This window comes from Burkholderia sp. Se-20378 (assembly GCF_017104665.1).
Lineage (GTDB): Bacteria > Pseudomonadota > Gammaproteobacteria > Burkholderiales > Burkholderiaceae > Burkholderia > Burkholderia lata.
The window spans coordinates 29,392-46,085 of the sequence record NZ_JAAGPG010000014.1; the positions used below are offsets into that span (position 1 = coordinate 29,392).

Sequence of the window (16,694 nt, forward strand, 5' to 3'; positions counted from 1 at the left end):
CGATATCGCGAACGCATGCGTCGCATGTGTATGCGCCAACGGAAACGCACGCACAACCCTCAACTGGAGTGCCGGGGAATGATTTCGCCGATTCAACGTTCGTGCGTCGAGGTATCCAGCCTGCCGCGGCTGAAACCTGTCTACGCGCTGGTGCTGTCGAGTCTTGCCGCATGGTCGGCCGAAGGTCGCGCGGACGTACTGGAGCCGGCCCAGCCTGCCGTCGAGCGAATCCAGCTTGCGCAAACCGATTTCGCCCAGGCGACTTTCGATCCCGGCTTCCTGAACAATGGCGGCGGGCAAGCGGTCGACATCTCGCGCTTCTCGCGCGGCAACGTCGTGCAACCCGGCACGTATACGGTTGACCTCGTCGTGGGTACCGACTGGGTCGGGCGCTACAGCATCACGTTCAACAGTGCCCCGGGCACGCCCGACGCACAGCCCTGCTTCGACGAGAAGCTGCTGCGTCGCATCGGCGTCGATTTCCAGAAGCTCGCGGCCGAGACCGTTGCCGCGATCACGGTCAAGGGAGAATGCCGCCGGATCGGGCAGATCATTCCCGAAGCGAGCGTATCGTTCGACTTCAGCGAGCAACGGCTCACGCTCAGCATCCCGCAAGCCTCGCTCGTGAACCGGGCCCGGGGCTATGTAAGCCCCGACCAATGGGATGCCGGCGTGCCCGTCGGCATGGTCGACTACAACCTGAACGTCTACAGCTCGAAGGTTCGCGACAGCCGCACCGACACGCAGGCCTACCTGGGCCTGAACGGCGGCGTCAACATCGGCAACTGGCATTTCCGTCATCAGGGTTCGTACACCTGGTCGCAGCGCAACGGCAGTCAGTACGAGAACCTCTCGACCTACGTGCAGCGGGATCTTCCGTCGCTGTCGTCTCAACTGGTGCTCGGCGAAACGTTCACCTCCGGCGAATTGTTCGACTCGACACAGTTCCGCGGCGTGCGACTGTCCACCGACGACCGGATGCTGCCCGATTCGCTGCGCGGCTATGCGCCGGTCGTGCGCGGCGTCGCCAACTCCAACGCAAAGGTCACGATCCGCCAGAACGGCATGACGCTCTACGAGACGACCGTCTCGCCCGGCGCATTCGAGATCCGCGATCTCTATCCGACCGGCTACGGCGGCGATCTTCAGGTTGCCGTCACCGAGGCGGACGGTTCCGTACACACGTTCTCGGTGCCTTACGCGGCCGTTCCGCTGTCGCTGCGGCCCGGCATCCAGCGCTACAGCTTTGTCGCGGGTGCGCTGCGCAACCAGCAGAACTCCAGCAATCCACTGTTCGCGCAGGCAACGTATCAGCGCGGCCTGACCAACCTGCTGACAGGCTATGGCGGCATCACCGTCGCCGCCGGGTACGCGTCCGCGATGCTCGGTGGGGCCTTCAACACGCCGTTCGGCGCACTCGGCCTCGACTTCACGCAGGCCACCACGTCGATTCCGGGCGTCAAGCGCTTCAACGGGTCGAGCTTGCGGGTCAGCTACTCGAAATCGATCGTGCCGACCGGCACCAACGTCTCGATCGCGGCCTACCGCTATTCGACGAACGGCTATTTCAACCTGAACGACGCGATGAACGCCCGCGACGCGGTACGTATCGGCTATCCCGTCGATACGGTGTGGCGACAGCGCAACCGCGCGTCGTTGATGCTCAGCCAGCGCCTCGGCGACAAAGCGGGCCAGCTCAGCCTGACCGCATCCGCCGCGAACTACTGGAATCGCCCCGGCTCCGACGTCAACTATTCGGTCGGCTACAACAACTCGTTCCGAAATATTTCGTACAGCGTATCCGCCACGCGCCAGCGCAACCTTGGCGGCGAGATGAGCACGCTGTATTACGCGAGCGTCACAATTCCGTTCGGCCGTACCAGACCGACGACACTCACGAGCAACGTCTCGCACGACACGCAAAGCCGCACGCAGGTGCAGTCGGTGCTGTCCGGCTCGCTCGGCGTCGACAACGATCTGTCCTACAGCGTCGCCGCGAACCACACGAACGGCAATGGCGGCTCGAGCACCGACGGCAACGGCAACATCACGTATCGCGCCCGCTTCGCGGAACTCAACCTCAGTGCCGGCGGCAGCTCGAACTACCAGCAAGGCTCGGTCAACATCCGCGGCGCGGCGGTTGCCCACCCGGGTGGCGTCACGCTGTCGCAGCCGCTGTCGGAAACGTTCGGCATCGTCGAGGCGAAGGGGGCGGAAGGCGCGCGGGTGACGAACGCTTCGGGCGTGCGCGTCGACAGCCGTGGCTACGCGATCGTGCCGTTCCTGACACCGTATAACCTGAACACCGTCGAACTCGATCCGAAGGGCATTTCGATGGACGTCGAGCTGAAGGAGACGAGCCAGCAGGTTGCGCCGCGCGCGGGCGCCGTACCGTTCCTCAAGTTCGAGACCGATACCGGCCGCTCGGCCGTGATCGTGGCACGCAAGTCGGATGGCACGCCGATTCCGTTCGGCGCGGCCGTCACGGACGAAGCTGGCAAGGAACTCGGCATTGTCGGTCAGGGCAGCAAGCTGTTCGTGCGCGGCCTGAAGGATAACGGCGAACTCCTCGTCAAGTGGGGCAACGATCGCCGCTCGGTCTGCCGGATCACGTACGACCTGCCGGTCAAGGCCAGCAAGCGCAAATCGACGTCGTACCAGCAGATCACCAGCATGTGCCGTCTCGGCGCAATCTGATTCGACGCCTTCATGTGCAGACAACGCCCGCTTCAGCGGGCGTTGTCGTTTCCGGGCGCCGAACGCGTGGCCCAATCGCCCGGGTTGCGCGATTCACACGTGCGTCAGGCCGCATCAGCGCCCGGCATCCGCCAGACGGGTCAATGCGTCATCGATACTGCGACGGAATCCCGGCCAGTTCGCCATGAACGCGACCAGATCGTCGTCGAGTGCCGCAGCCTTCTCCATCGCTGCACAGGCATCGCGCGCCGTGTTGTCGCCGACCAATGCGAAGCCACCGCGCATCGAATGCAGCTCGACACCGATCGATGCGATATCGCCGGCAGACAGAGCCGCTTCGAGCACACCGAGCGAGTGCAACGTGGCCCCACGCAACGTCCGGCGGATTTCATCCGTCACGACGAGCGCTGTATGTTGCGCATGCGTGGCCGTCGCATCGCCGGTGATTTCGTCACGCACCGCGTGCGATCCACCATGCCGTCGCAACACCGCATCGAGCACATCGATCGACAATGGCTTGAGCACCACCTCGACCGCACCGACCTGTGCACAGCGGCGACGATCGTCGTCAGTCGCGTGCGCGGTCATCGTGATCACCGGCACTTTTGCGCCCTGCTCGCGCAGGAAGTTCGCCAGTGCGAAGCCGTCGAGCTGCGGCATGCTCAGATCGGTCAGCACGACATCGAACGGATGCACGAAGTACGCACGCATCGCTTCGACACCGTTCTCGACGATCATCGCGTCGTGACCGAGTGCGTCGAGCTGATCCCGCAGCAGCGCACGGCTGGCCGGGTGATCCTCGGCCACCAGCACGCGCAGCGGCTGCACGTCGTCGCGTCGGTCCGGCGTTTGCGCGACGAGCGCCGCATCCGGCTCCGGCTCGGTGCCACGCCAGCCGGCGGGCGCGTCGGGCAGCGGCAATCTGGCCACGAACGTCGAGCCTTCACCCACGCGGCTCTCTACCGTCAGTTCGCCCTGCATCAGTCGCGCGATGCGGCGACACAGCGGCAATCCCAGCCCGGTGCCGCCGAATCGGCGATAGATCGATGCGTCGGCCTGCATGTAGACGTCGAACAGCGTCGGTAACGCCTCCTCGGGAATACCGACACCCGTATCGCGTACCGCGATTTCGACGTCGCCCGCGCCGACGTTATCGCCCGCAAGCCGAGCATCGATCGCGATGCCGCCGCGTTCCGTAAACTTGATCGCATTGCCGACGAGGTTCGACACGAGCTGGCGCAAGCGCGTCGGATCGCCGGTATAGCCGCTGGCCAGTTCCGGTGCAACGCGGCATTCGAGCGCCAGCCCCTTCGCTTCGGCGAGCGGCCGGAAGATCGCCGCGACGTCCTGCAGCACGCGCCGAAGATCGAACGGAATGTGCTCCAGCGCCATCTGGTTCGATTCCGCCTTCGACAGGTCGAGCACATCGTTGATCACGCGCAGCAGCGCATCCGACGACGAGACGATCGTCTTCAGGCGGCGCTGCTCGGCCGCCGGCAGATCGGCCCGCTCCATCAGTTCCAGGTTGCCGACGATCGCGTTGAGCGGCGTGCGGATCTCGTGACTCATCGTGGCGAGAAACGTCGACTTCGCCTTGTTGGCGTCATCCGCCGCGATGCGCGCTTCCCTCAGCTTGTCTTCCGTCAGCTTGCGGGTCGTGACGTCGGTCAGCGTGCAAAGCAGCACGTCGACACCGCGGAACTTGGTCCTGACGACATGAACGGCAAGATAGACCGTATCGCGTCCCGCCCGCTCGACGGCGAACTCGTGCTGCACGATGCGGTGCCGGTCGCCCGCGCCGTCGTCGCGCTCCCGATAGGCTTGCCAGATGCGCTTGCCGAGCGGCAGCCCCGTTGTGTCGCTGTCGTAGGCAAGCACGGCTTCGTTGCGCACGACCGTGTCGCCGTCGGCCACCGACAGCAGCAGCAGCCCGGCGGGCGCATGGCGGATCAGTGTCCGGTTGAACGCCTCGCTTTCGATCAGGCGGATCGCGCGCCGGTTCGCCGGCAGCAGGGCGCGCCGGTCGAACAGGACGATCGTGAACCAGAGCAGCGCAATACCGAACAGCGCAATGCCGAGCGTCACGCTTACGCGAACCCACGTCGCTTGCGCCACGCTGCGCCACGAGAAAGTCGTCAGCATGACGAGGCTCGAATTGGGCAGCCGGTCGCTGACGACGAACCGCATGCCGATCCGGCGCACGATCACGTGCTCGCCGATCGGATCGCGCGCGCCGGCCAGCGCGTGCCCGATCATCGCCGGATCGCGCAGGCTCCCGAACACGATATTCCGGCGCGCGTCGACGACGGCGATTTCCTCGTCGTCCGAGTCCGGCGACATGACGTCGCTGAGTTTGAACGTGCCGTTGAATACGACCCAGCCGAACGGCCGCCCGGCCGCGTCGTCGAGCCGCCGGGCGAATCGCACGAGCGAGCGCCCGACGACCGGATCGAAGCGACGATCGAGCATGAACGTGACGTCCTGCATGTCGGCCTTCTGCTTCGCCGCACCGGTGGGCATCAGCGCGGCAATCAGCGCCTTCACGTCGGTATCGGGTGGCAGCGCACGTGTGCGCGCCACGAGCCCTTCGCCCAGCACGGCAAGGAACGGAGCGTCGAGCCCGATCAGATAGCCGCCGAAGGGTTCGGTACCGGCCGGCTGGGGCCGAAATCGCGCATACGTGCCGACCAGCCCGAGCACGGTGCCGAGGTACCGTGTATATGATTCGGCGGAATGGTCCGCCCCGATCCCGGCCAGCAAAAGGATCGACTGCCCTCCGCCCTCGGTCCGCACCGGCAGCCGGCCTTGCTCCGCCGAAAATGCCCGGAACACTTCCGGCGACGGTTGCGCGTTCCGGTTCCAGGCCTGTTCCAACCGGTTCCCGAGATCCAGCAATAGCCGGTCCGCAGTCCGCTGCGTCGCGTAAAACACGGTTTCGCGCTGCAGAAACGTCGAACGGGCCCGCGAGTAATAATCCTGCACGTCGAGCCGCATGACGAGCGCCGCACAGACGAGCATGAACAACGTGACCGCCGCGCCGCCACCGTACAGCAGGAACTGCTGCTGACGCCGGACCCGGTACGGATCGAACGCCTTGTGGCCGGTCGCGGCCGTGGCCGCGTGCGACGCGAGTTTTTTCAGTTTTGCGGGCATGGATCGTTATCGGCGGCGCAGGACGGAAAAGTCAGGTTCGGTATGCGCGTCCGCCATGCTGCTCGGCCGGATCGCCCATCGTCGCGCAACGCGATGGTCGATGCATCCGGCAGGGCCACGTTCGGCGTGCCGGCTATTCGCCAGCGACTGGCGCATCGGGCGCGGATGCGTCAGGCAGGTTGCCGTCGCTCGCATAGCGGATCAGATCGGCATCGCGCACGATGCCGAGCTTCTTCATTGCGCTCGTTTTCTGCGAGCTGATCGTCTGTTTGCTGCGATGGAGCTGCGTGGCGATCTCGCCCACCGTATAGCCGGCGCCGAACAGACGGACCACTTCGATCTCGCGCGTCGTCAGCGGGCGAGCCGTATCCGACGTGCCCGTCGATTCCAGCAATTGCTTGATGTGCGGCGACAGGTAGTTCGCGCCGACGTACGCTGCATGCACCGCACCGACGAGATGGGAAATCGCATCCGACTTGCTCAGGATGCAGCCGACGCCCTGCTTGCGGATCGCATGCAGCACGCTGGGGTTGTCGATCATCGTGATCGTCACGAGCTTCAGCGCCGGATAGCGGCGCTGCAGGAACGACAGCAGCACAAGCCCGTCGCCGAACTTGCCGCCAGGCATCACGTAGTCGACCACCAGCACGTCGCTCGGCTTCTCGTCGAGTGCCGCCACGAGATCGGTCGAATTGGACACGGAGCCGACGAGCCGGATCGTGCTGCTCTCCGCGAGCGCCTGCGACATGCCCATCGCGGATGATGGGTGGTCGTCCGCCACCATCACACGCACAAAGAATTCATCCATGGTCCCTGTTCTCCCCGAGGCTTTCGATCGCGCATCCGTCGGCGGCCGCCAATGCGGGCCGCGATTCCGTTCCATCCAGCGGACGGGCCGTCGAGTCGACCGTCGCTTCGATACATCGGAGAATGCTAGCGCGCCTCGATTTTAAGATAAAACACTGGCAAGACCGTAAGCATTGGCTGACCGGCAGAGGCGGGCTGTGTTCCGCGCCACCCCGCGACCCGACCTGCGTTCGGATACCGGGTGCATGCGCCCGGGTGCTGACGATTGGCATGCGCTTGCGAACAGGCACCACGAGCGCGGGCAAAGCGGACGATGACGCACGCCGCCGCCTCCCGGTGAGGAGCACCGCACCGCCCGGCCTGCCGCAGCGCCATCGTGACCGCCTGCCCGGAGGCGCACCCGTCGCTCAATCATTGCGCACCGTGCGTTCTACCCGCCGTGACTATCTGCGCATCCCCTCATCCGACTCGCCCCGCTCCTCCAGCACCTGCTTCCACTCCGTGATCGCGCGCCGCTTCTGCATCGGCGACATGATCATGAATTCGTTCATCTTGCCGAGAAAATCCTTTCTGGACTTCTCGGGAAGCGTGGCGAAATCGAGCAGCATTGCGAAGACTTTCACCATATAGCGCACGGTCTTCCCCTCTTTTCTCCTGATTGATCTGCGCCGCTCCTGCCGATGCGGCGCGCTGCCTTCCATTTTTTTGCCCCCGGCATCATCGGCCGCGACACACGATCCTCATTCATGCCATGTCGCCATGCGCGAAATGCGCGATGCCCTGTTTTTGTATTCCTTCTCCGCGTTCCGGCACGCCGCGGCGCCGGCCAAGGCCTGCCAGCGCGCCGCGCAGGTGCGCGAGCGTCACCGGTTTGGTGAGCACACAGCCGATTCCCGCGTCGGCATAGCGCTGCCCGTCATCCGGCGCGACATGCGACGTCACGACCATCACGTCGCAATCCACGCCGAGCGCGTGCACGGCGTTCGCCAGCGTGCTGACCGACATGTCCGGCAAACCGGCATCCACCAGCAGCACGTGCCACGCGCCGCTGGCCATCAGGCCGAGCGCCGCTTCGGCCGACCCCGCCGCTTGCACCTCGCAATCCAGCACGTGAAGCTGCTCCCGCAACAGCGTGCTGCCGACGGAATCGAGGCCGGCGAGCACTACGCGCCTCGCACCCGGACGAACGGCTTCCGCGGGCGTGCCAGTCAGCCGTTGCACGGCAGGGCCGCCGGTGTCGGCCAGCGCCTGCACGAGCGAAGCCTTCAAGCCACCCAGTGCATAACTCGACACGCGTATCGTCCTGCCCGCCCGATACGCTTGCGGCGGGCCGTCCGGCGTGGCGAGCACGACAGGACAGCCACCGCCCAGGCTGTCGAGCTCCGCGCGCGACCACGCATCCGAATCGCCGAGCAGGACGATCGCGGCGGCCCGCGCACGACGGTCGGCCGGAATCCGCGCCGGACGTTCGTACGCGTCGACGTCGAAGCCCCATGCACGCAGATGCGATAACGCGAAGCGCTGCCATTCCGTACGGGCGACGACGATCAGCGGCACGCGTGCGCCGCGCGCGGGATGCGCATCGAGCGGCACGACCGCCATCCCGAGCGGCAGCGTCAACGTGAAGCGACTGCCGGTGCCCGGCACGCTCGCCACGTCGATCCGTCCGCTCATCGCGGCCGCGAGGCGATCGCACAGCGCGAGCCCGAGCCCGGTGCCCCCGTAGCGGCGCGTGATCGACGCATCGACCTGCGAGAACGCCTTGAACAGCTTGTGCCGATCGGCGCCCGCGATGCCGATGCCGGTGTCCTCGACCGCGATCGACAGCTCGGCGCCGCCGCATCCGGCCGACGCGACCGACACGCGCACCAGCACGTGCCCGCTGGCGGTGAACTTGATCGCGTTGCTCAGCAGGTTACCGAGCACCTGCCCGAGCCGAGTCGGATCGCCGCGCATCTGCTGTGTGTCGCTCGCGTCGACTTCGCAGAACAGCGACAGCGCCTTCGCCTTCGCGACCGGCGCGAACGCGCCGAGCGTGCGCTCGATCACGCCGATCACGTCGAACTCGATCGCTTCGACCGTCATCGCACCGGCTTCGATCTTCGAGAAATCGAGGATGTCGCTGACGAGCGTGAGCAGGCCCGACGCTGCCGTGCGCAGCGTCTGCACGCGGCCGTGCTGTGATGCATCCAGCGCGGAACGGGCGAGCAGTTCGAGATTGCCGAGGATCACGTTGAGCGGCGTGCGGATCTCGTGCGTGATCGCCGCGAGGAACGACGACTTGGCCGCGTTCGCCGAATCGGCCGCGCGCACCGCTTCCTCGAGCTGCTGAACGAGTTGCCGCCGTGCGGTGACGTCGGCGACCGCGACGATCAGCACGTCGATCTCCTGGTAACGCGCGCCGCACGCGCTCACCTCCAGATGCAGCGGCGTCGCACCTGCATCCGCATCGGCCAGCACGAAATCGGTCTGCAGCGAACCGCCGGCCGCGCCGCCTGCGATGAACGCGTCGTAGCGCGCCACTGCCTGTGCGGACAGTGCGCGATAGTCGCTGCCGAGCCGCGCGAGCATCTCGGCCAGCGCAGGGCTGACGAGCATGAAGTGGCCATCGGCGCGCGAGATCAGGCCGAGCCCGATCGGTGCCGTCTCGATCACGCTGCGGCACAGCGCTTCGCTGTCGAACACGCGCTGCGAGCGTGCATAGACGGACGCGAACACCCGGCGATGGAAGCGCACGAGCAGGATCCACATGATCGCGATGGTGAGCAGCGACGCGCCGAGCAGCAGGCTCGCACGCCACGCGACGTTCGCGACGACGTCCGCCCACGGCAACGCATACGCAAGCATCCAGCCCGTTGCATCGAGGGTGCCGTGGAAGATCACGAAGCCGTCACGGAATGCGGCCTGCTCGGGCTTCGTGTTGTCGCGCGATGGATCGAGCGCCAGCAGGCGGCCGATGCGGGCTTCGTCGCCGGCCACGCCGGGGCTCGCCGCGACGAGACGGTTGTCGCCCGTCGTGATGAAGAACGCGCCGTCGACCGGATGCTCGAGCTGCCACGACAGCAGGTGCTCGGGCGCATATTCGGTGACAAGCACCGCGAATGGCTCGCCGTCGACCTGCGCCTGCGCAGCCAGCCGGATGCGTGCGGCACCCGAGATCGGATCGTTGAATGGCGGCAGCCAGCGCACGTGCGGGCGACCGATGGACCCGGCCACCTGCGTCGGGCCGGCACCGAAATCGATCCGCAGTGCCTCCATCACGCGCGCGCGGCTCTCCGGCGTCTCGAGCACGCCGCCGCCGGCGCCCGAATCCGGCACGAGCCCGAGCAGACTGGTGCGCGTGCTGTAGTGATAGCCGACGAGCGTCTGCCCGCGATTGATCGAGCTCGCCGCGCAGATGCGCGCCAACAGCACCGACAGCGACAGGTAGCGGGCCACCTCGGTTCGGTCGGCGGGCTGTTTCGACACGCCGAACACGACGGACGGATAGGGCTTGATCGCGGCCCGCTCCCCGCCTTCGTAAAACGCGTCGACCACGCCGTCGGGTGCCGGCGCGGTTTCCCGCCAGATCAGCTGTGCATTGGTCACGCCGTTGCGGAACGACGTCTCGCTCACCTTGATCTCGTTGAGCGTCTGCACCATGCCCGTCAGGAAATTGTGCCGCTCGCCGTCGAGATAGCCATACACGATCGAACCCATCCCGAGCGCACAGGCGATCAGGATCAGGATCGTGACGACGATCCCGCCGCCGAACACCGAGATGTTCTGATAACGGCGGATCGATTGGAGCGGGCTGTAAGGCATGTCGCGATGCGACGATGCCGGACGCCGGCGTGCATATGCATCCGGCTCCGGCATCGTGCAGGAAGGTGGCCCAGGAAGATTGGAATGCCACGATCATGCCAAACGGCCTGCCTAAAATCAGTCCAGAATGAACGGTTTAGTACATGTCCAATATGATTTGAACGCAGATTTGAACTTGAACGATATTTGCGCGCCGATCCGGCCTGCAGGGGTCAGAACGTTACGGACGCTGGCCCGATCGGGAGCGAGCAAAAGCAAGCGGAGTGGATACCGTCCCGTCGGCGTCCACCCCGCTTCGGAAAAATCAGAAAAGCGGCCGCGCGATGCAGCCGCCATGCTCGCTCAGTTCTGCGTGAGCGGATTCAGCGTCGTGCACAGGAAGCCCGTGCAGTTCTTCGGCGTGAAATAGAACGATGCCATCGCGAGCGGCGGCGTGGTGCCGAGCGCAATGTCGCTCAGATACGCGCTGCCCTGCCCGCCGAACGTGTTCGACTGCTGGACGAAGCTCGCGCCGGTCGACTGGATCGCGGCCGACTGGTACGTGAAGGTCGGCGACTGCGTCTGGTCCTTCACATAGACCCACGAGATCGCCATGCCGAACGCCATCGCGCCCTTCGCGCGATAGCCCTTCGCCCCTTCGCTGTTGGCCTGCGCGATGAAGTCGTTGACGGTCGACGTCGGCGCCAGCGCGTCGTACGTATAGGTCGCGCTCGACGCGTTGTTCTTCATGTAGATGTTCGCCTGCACCGACGCCACCGCGATCGGCCCCAGGAACCAGTAGCCCGACTGGCCCTGGCCGTTCGCCTGCGTCAGGAACGCATTGGCATCGGCCGGCAGGCCCGTCGTCGTGTACGTGTAGGTGGCCGACGAGCCGCCATCCTTGCGGTAGAGATCGCCGTACGTGAGCGGCCCTTCGTAGCGGTAGCCGCTCGACCCTTGCGCATTGGCCGTGTTGACGAAAGACGTCATGTCGGCCGGCGCCGTCTGCAGCTGGTACGTGTAGGTCTGCGCGGTGCCGTCGTTCACGAAGATCGATTGCGTCCCGCCGTTGCTCGAGCTGTAGTAGTAGTCGCCCAGATAGCGATAGCCCTTCGCGCCTTCGCTGTTGACCAGCGTCAGGAAGCTCGCCTTGTCGGCCGAGACAGGCTGCGCCTCGTAGCGCCACGTCAGCGTGCCGCCGCCCGAGCCACCGGAACCGCCCGAACCGCCACTGCCGCCGCTTCCCGTGCCGCCGGTCCCACCGGTGCCGCCGTTGTTGCTCGTGCCCGATCCACCGGACGCCGCGGGCGAGGAATCGTCGCCGCCGCAAGCGGTCAGCGCCAGACAGGTCAATGCGATCAGGGCAACGGCTTTCATCGGGATCACCTCAATGCAAAAAGGACGAACGAAGCCGGTACGCGCGGATCACGCCGCGCGCACGGACAGTCACGAATCACGAATCACGAATCAGGAACCGGCCGGCGGCGCACCGCCGGCCCGGGAACGTCAGTTGACCTGGAGCTGGCCACCGCGGCCGAGGCCGCCCTTGACGTCCTGCGCCTTGTAGCTGCGCAGTGCAACGACCATCTTGTTGTACGCGTCGATGAACGCGACGACCGTTGCCTTGCCTTCCGGCGTCGTCGAGAAGCCGGCGAGCGCGCCGCCGACGCCGCCGCCGAAGCCGCCCAGCGCCGCACCGTAGTTGGTCGCCGTCGAGCTGCCTTCCGACGCCGCGATCTGCACGGCCGAGCGCACGTCGAACAGCGTCAGCGTGACGACCGACGCCTTCGTCTGCAGGTGGCCGGCCACCGCCGCGACCGCGCCGTTGCCGATCAGCCCGCCGATCATGCTGCCGATACCGCCGATCGGCGAATCGTTGATGACGATCTGCGGTTCCATGTAGTAGTCGGCCGCGACACGCTGGCCCTTCTGCTGCTTCGAGCCCGCGCGGTATTCGCCCGAGTTGCGCTGCAGCTGCGTGATGCGCGACAGGCGCGCATCGCTCTTCTGGTTGCCGATCGACGTGATCACGAAGCAGTTCGACTGTTGCACGGCCAGGCGCAGCAGCGGGTCGATCGTCGTCATCTTGGTCGCGCTGCCGAACGGGCCCCACCAGTCGGCGTTGCGGCCGTCATCGACGGCGATCGTGCCGAGCGGCGATGCGCAGCGTTGCAGCCACGAATCGGCGCCGGCGCTCGTGCCGCCCGCAGCGGCACCGGTCACGCCCGCGTTCTGGCCGCCGGGCTTCACCACGCCGCCGCAGCCCGTGACGGACGCGCAAAGCGCTGCCACCAGCGCACCTTGAGTGAGACGTTGGGAAAGGATGGTCTTCATGTCGTTGTCGATCGATTAGAGTCGTTGTTCGGCTTATGTGTTCGTGCGAACTTCGATAAGCCCCCCGGCTGGCGCGCGATGGTGGTCTCCCCGCTGCTGCCCCCGTTGCTTCAGGCCCGGTCAGTAGTACCAGTACGTCTGCTGCCAGACGCCGTAGTACGGATAGCCCGAGTACCAGTAGCCGTAATAGCGGTCACGCCATTCCGTGCGCCATTTCCAGTCTTCTTCGTCTTCTTTCTTCGCCTTGCGCGCCAGGTCGAGCAGCTTCTTCGACTCCTTGTCGCCACGGCCGGCCGCGATCGACAGCCACTTTTCCGCTTCGCGCGCGTCGGAACCCATTTCCTCGAGGCCGAACAGGTAGAAACTGCCGAGCGCCTTCTGCGCCTGCAGGTCGCCGCGCTCGGCGGCCTCGCGCATCCACTTGAGTGCCTGGTAGCTGTCCTGGCGCACGCCGTCGCCGCGGAAATAACGCAGGCCGAGGTCGTAGGCGGCCTTCGGCTGGGTCTTCGCGGTCTGCTTCAGCGCAGCGATGCGCGGGCTTTCCTGGTCTTCCGAATCGTCCCTTTTTTGATAGGACACCTGATCTTTAGGACGGTCGGAACAACCTGTGTCGTCGCAGATCCGCACCGTGTTGCTGGTGATGGACGGATCCTGCGCGCACGCGGCCAATAGCAACAGCAGCCCCGGTGCGAGTAAACGGCGGTACATTGTTACCTTCCTCAAGTTTTATTGGCGCCGCAATTCTTCGAGCTATCCCACCCCCGCGAGCTCGCACCCGGTGGCGCGCGGCGCAACGGATACAATCCGCCGACGCCGACACGCACTCCAAGGCTCTCTCAGGTTCTCTCTTCGAATCGTTCCGTCACTGTTTCATTGTTGTCGCTTTTCGCTGTATCGACTGTTGTCGTCGATGATCTCCAAACATGACGCGACAAACAATAGTGACGTGGTGAGCAATAATAATGAAGAAAAATGGCATGTCAAGGTCATTCGCTTTTTCGAAGTTTGCGTGACACGTCAGTTTTGATATGCTCACCCTCGCCAAAAACCCCTGGAGACCCCATCGAGATGTCCACCACCGAGCAGGCCAACGTCGATCTGATCACCGCCAACAAGGTGCGCGACCTACTGAACCGGAACGGTATTCCGCCGCGAAGTCACAACACGACGATCGCGAACGTGCTCGGCCTGAGCTTCTCGGTCGTCACGCGCAAGATGAAAGGCCTGATCCCGTGGAACCTGTCGCAATTGCAGGACATCGCGACGCACTTCGGCGTGCCGCCCGCGATCCTGCTCGACGACAAGGGCACGCAGCCGGCCGCCGCCGAGATGATCGACGCGACGCTCGTGATCGAGTCGCGGCGCTTCCGCTGCCGCGCCGCGATCTCGACCAAGGCCAGCAGCCAGATCGAAACGGATTTCGTCGCGCTGCAGTGGCAGGGCGAATGGCTCATCACCGAGCGTCAGCACGCGCGCGAGGGCCGCACGTATCCGGTCGACGTCATCGAGCTGCGCTCGACCCAGCCGAACGTGTATGCGGCGCGGATCGCCGTGGTCGACGATTCGCAGGACGTTGCCGAAACCGTGTGTGAATATTTCATCGAGAAAGGCGTGAACGCGATTCCGTACTTCGACGGCGCGGCGTTCCGCAAGGCACTGGAAGTCGAGGATTTCGACGGCTACATCCTCGACTGGATGCTCGGCGACCAGACCGCCGCCGAACTCGTGCGCGGCATCCGCTCGAGCGAGAACAGCGGCGCGCCGATCTTCCTGCTGACCGGCAAGATCTCGACCGGCGAAGCCAGCGAAGACGAAATCGCGCACATCGTGTCGCACTACAACGCGCGCTGCGAGGAAAAGCCGGTGCGCCTGCCGATCCTGTTCGCCGAAGTGGCGCGCGAACTGAAGATCACGCTGCCGGCCACGGCCGCCGCGAACTGAGACCACAACGACAAATCACCACCGCACGACCGAGGGCAAGACATGCGAATTTCGACCATCTGGACCAAGAGCCTGCTGACGGCCTGCCTGCTCGGCATGGCTGCCGCGACCTGGGCCGCTTCGTCGTTCACGTTCACCGTCGACGGCAAGATCGACAAGCACAACCAGCAAGGCAATAAGGCGTACGTGTTTTCCGAGCAGGCGCTGATGGCGCTGCCGCAGCACACGATCGTCACGTCGACGAGCTGGACGCCGAAGGCGACCTTCACCGGCCCGCGCCTGTCCGACATCCTGAAGACCGTCGGCGCGCACGGCACGCAGATCGAGTTCCGCTGTATCGACGAGTACACGTTCACGATTCCCGTGTCCGACGCCGATCGCTACGGCGTGATCCTCGCGCGGACGATGAACGGCAAGGTGCTCGGCAACGACAACTACGGCCCGCTGTGGATCATGTACCCGCGCGACCAGTATCCCGATGAACTGAAGACGCCGCTCGGCGAAGCCAAGTTCGCGTGGCAGATCATCGGCCTGACGGTGAAATGAAACGCGGGCGATGGAAAAATAGAAAAATCATCCTGGTCCTCGGCTCGCTGTGGATCATGGGGTTCGCCGCGTGGGCGTTCCTGCTGTGGGACCTGCTCGCCACCTCGGTCAACGAGGGCGTGCTCGAAGGGCCGCGCGAAGGCGTGTTCTGGACCGCCGCGCAATACCGGAACGTCTATACGCGGTTCGACCGGCAGCTGATCCTCTACGCGACGCACCAGGACGACGACTTCGATCACGTGCAGATGCAGCTCGACAGCCTGTCGGTGTCGTTCGGCTTTCTGCAGCGGCCATCGGAAGTGTCCCAATACTGGCTGCGCATCCCGCGCGCGCGCAACGAGATCGACGCGCTCGGCGAATTCATGACGCGCCTGAAGCGCAGCGTGCCGTTGCTGCGCGACTCGCCGAAAAGCGCGCAGCAGGTCATCGACGAGGTCAACGCGTACTGGCCGAAGGTCAACGGCCTCGCGAACTACTTCCGCGCGATCGAGATGGCGCAGCGCGACTTCACGTTCCATCAGCTGAAGGAAAAGCAGCGCGCGATCCTGATCCTCGGCATCGTGCTCGGCGTGATCCTGTGTGCGCTGTTCCTGCTGCTGTTCTATACGATGCGCACGCGTGACGACCTGCTCGAACGGCAGGACGCGGCGCTCGACGCCGAACGCAAGGCGTCCGACCGCGCGTTCGAAATGATCGAGGCGAAGAACGCGTTCCTCGGGATGGTCAGCCACGAGTTGCGCACGCCGCTGCAGGCGATCTGCGGATCGGTCGAGATCCTGCTCGCGCGCCCGCAGTCCGATGCGAACCTGAAGACGATCCGGCGGCTGCAGAATTCCGCGTTGTCGCTCGAGGCGCTCGTCAAGGACCTGACCGACTACATCAAGCTGCGCTCGACGAAGCGCCTCGCCGAACGGGAAACCGTCGGCATGGCGTCGCTGCTGGCCGAGGTGCTCGACCCGCTGCGCGAGAGGATCGCGGCCAAGCGAATCGCGATCGCGCAGCAGGTCGAGCCGCACGACCTCCAGATCCGTTCCGATCGCAAGCTGCTGCGCCAGGTGCTGTCGAACCTGATCGAGAACTCGGTCAAGTACACGCTCGGCGGATCGATCGATGTGTCGATCACGCTCGCCGACGCACCGGCCGGCCAGCAATTGAAAATCGCCGTGCGCGACACGGGCGCGGGCATCGCGAAGCCACACCTGTCGAAGATCTTCGAGCCGTTCTATCGCGCGAACGACGCGGTCGGGCTGCATGTGGACGGGATCGGCATGGGGCTCGCCGTCGTGCGCGAAATCGTGACGACGCTGCGCGGGCATGTGGACGTGCGCAGCGTGGTCGGCGAAGGCAGCGAGTTCGTCGTGACGCTGCCGGCCGAAGTGCCCGGCATCGACACCGCCGGCACCGCGGCCGGCGACGCGCCCGCGCTGCCGCAC

Annotated in this window: 11 protein-coding genes; 4 read left to right on the forward strand and 7 right to left on the reverse strand. The window is 65.4% G+C overall.

The genetic code is table 11. The annotated features are described in order from the left end of the window. Positions 1-78: 78 nt before the first annotated feature. Complete coding sequence (locus tag G3N93_RS04055; protein ID WP_206132313.1) at positions 79-2,697, forward strand: fimbria/pilus outer membrane usher protein; 2,619 nt, start codon at positions 79-81, stop codon at positions 2,695-2,697. Between the two features lie 114 nt (positions 2,698-2,811). On the opposite strand, the gene G3N93_RS04060 is transcribed toward G3N93_RS04055, so the two are convergent. The 7 genes from G3N93_RS04060 to G3N93_RS04090 all read right to left on the reverse strand — a co-directional run bounded on the left by G3N93_RS04060 (position 2,812) and on the right by G3N93_RS04090 (position 13,482). Next, on the reverse strand, positions 2,812-5,850 hold the full coding sequence (locus tag G3N93_RS04060) for an ATP-binding protein (RefSeq protein ID WP_206132314.1): 3,039 nt from the start codon (positions 5,848-5,850) through the stop codon (positions 2,812-2,814). Between the two features lie 133 nt (positions 5,851-5,983). Beyond that, positions 5,984-6,658: a response regulator gene (locus G3N93_RS04065; RefSeq protein ID WP_174939499.1), complete on the reverse strand. Its 675-nt coding sequence runs from the start codon at positions 6,656-6,658 to the stop codon at positions 5,984-5,986. Positions 6,659-7,100: 442 nt separating this feature from the next. Further along, a complete protein-coding gene (locus G3N93_RS04070; RefSeq protein WP_244132463.1) occupies positions 7,101-7,292 on the reverse strand; it encodes a hypothetical protein in 192 nt (63 codons plus the stop codon). Between the two features lie 109 nt (positions 7,293-7,401). Further along, positions 7,402-10,461 (reverse strand): ATP-binding protein, encoded by a 3,060-nt coding sequence (locus G3N93_RS04075; protein ID WP_206132315.1) that lies wholly within the window; start codon positions 10,459-10,461, stop codon positions 7,402-7,404. A 342-nt stretch (positions 10,462-10,803) separates the two neighbouring features. Next, positions 10,804-11,817 carry a hypothetical protein gene (locus G3N93_RS04080; RefSeq protein ID WP_174939503.1) on the reverse strand — a complete coding sequence of 338 codons (1,014 nt, stop codon included), beginning with the start codon at positions 11,815-11,817 and terminating at the stop codon, positions 10,804-10,806. Positions 11,818-11,946: 129 nt separating this feature from the next. Next, positions 11,947-12,774, reverse strand: a complete 828-nt coding sequence (locus G3N93_RS04085; protein WP_206132316.1) for a hypothetical protein — start codon at positions 12,772-12,774, stop codon at positions 11,947-11,949. Positions 12,775-12,894: 120 nt separating this feature from the next. After that, positions 12,895-13,482 carry a tetratricopeptide repeat protein gene (locus G3N93_RS04090; RefSeq protein ID WP_039369757.1) on the reverse strand — a complete coding sequence of 196 codons (588 nt, stop codon included), beginning with the start codon at positions 13,480-13,482 and terminating at the stop codon, positions 12,895-12,897. Between the two features lie 360 nt (positions 13,483-13,842). On the opposite strand from G3N93_RS04090, the gene G3N93_RS04095 reads away from it, so the two are divergent. From G3N93_RS04095 to atsR, 3 genes are all read left to right on the forward strand, one after another. Continuing rightward, positions 13,843-14,715, forward strand: coding sequence for a helix-turn-helix domain-containing protein (locus G3N93_RS04095; protein WP_174939507.1), 873 nt, complete (start codon positions 13,843-13,845; stop codon positions 14,713-14,715). Between the two features lie 42 nt (positions 14,716-14,757). After that, on the forward strand, positions 14,758-15,261 hold the full coding sequence (locus G3N93_RS04100; protein WP_206121798.1) for a molybdopterin-dependent oxidoreductase: 504 nt from the start codon (positions 14,758-14,760) through the stop codon (positions 15,259-15,261). Next, positions 15,258-16,694, forward strand: a 1,437-nt coding sequence (atsR, locus tag G3N93_RS04105; RefSeq protein WP_206132317.1) for a hybrid sensor histidine kinase/response regulator AtsR, incomplete at its 3' end; no start/stop codon positions are given. The genes G3N93_RS04100 and atsR, both read left to right, overlap by 4 nt.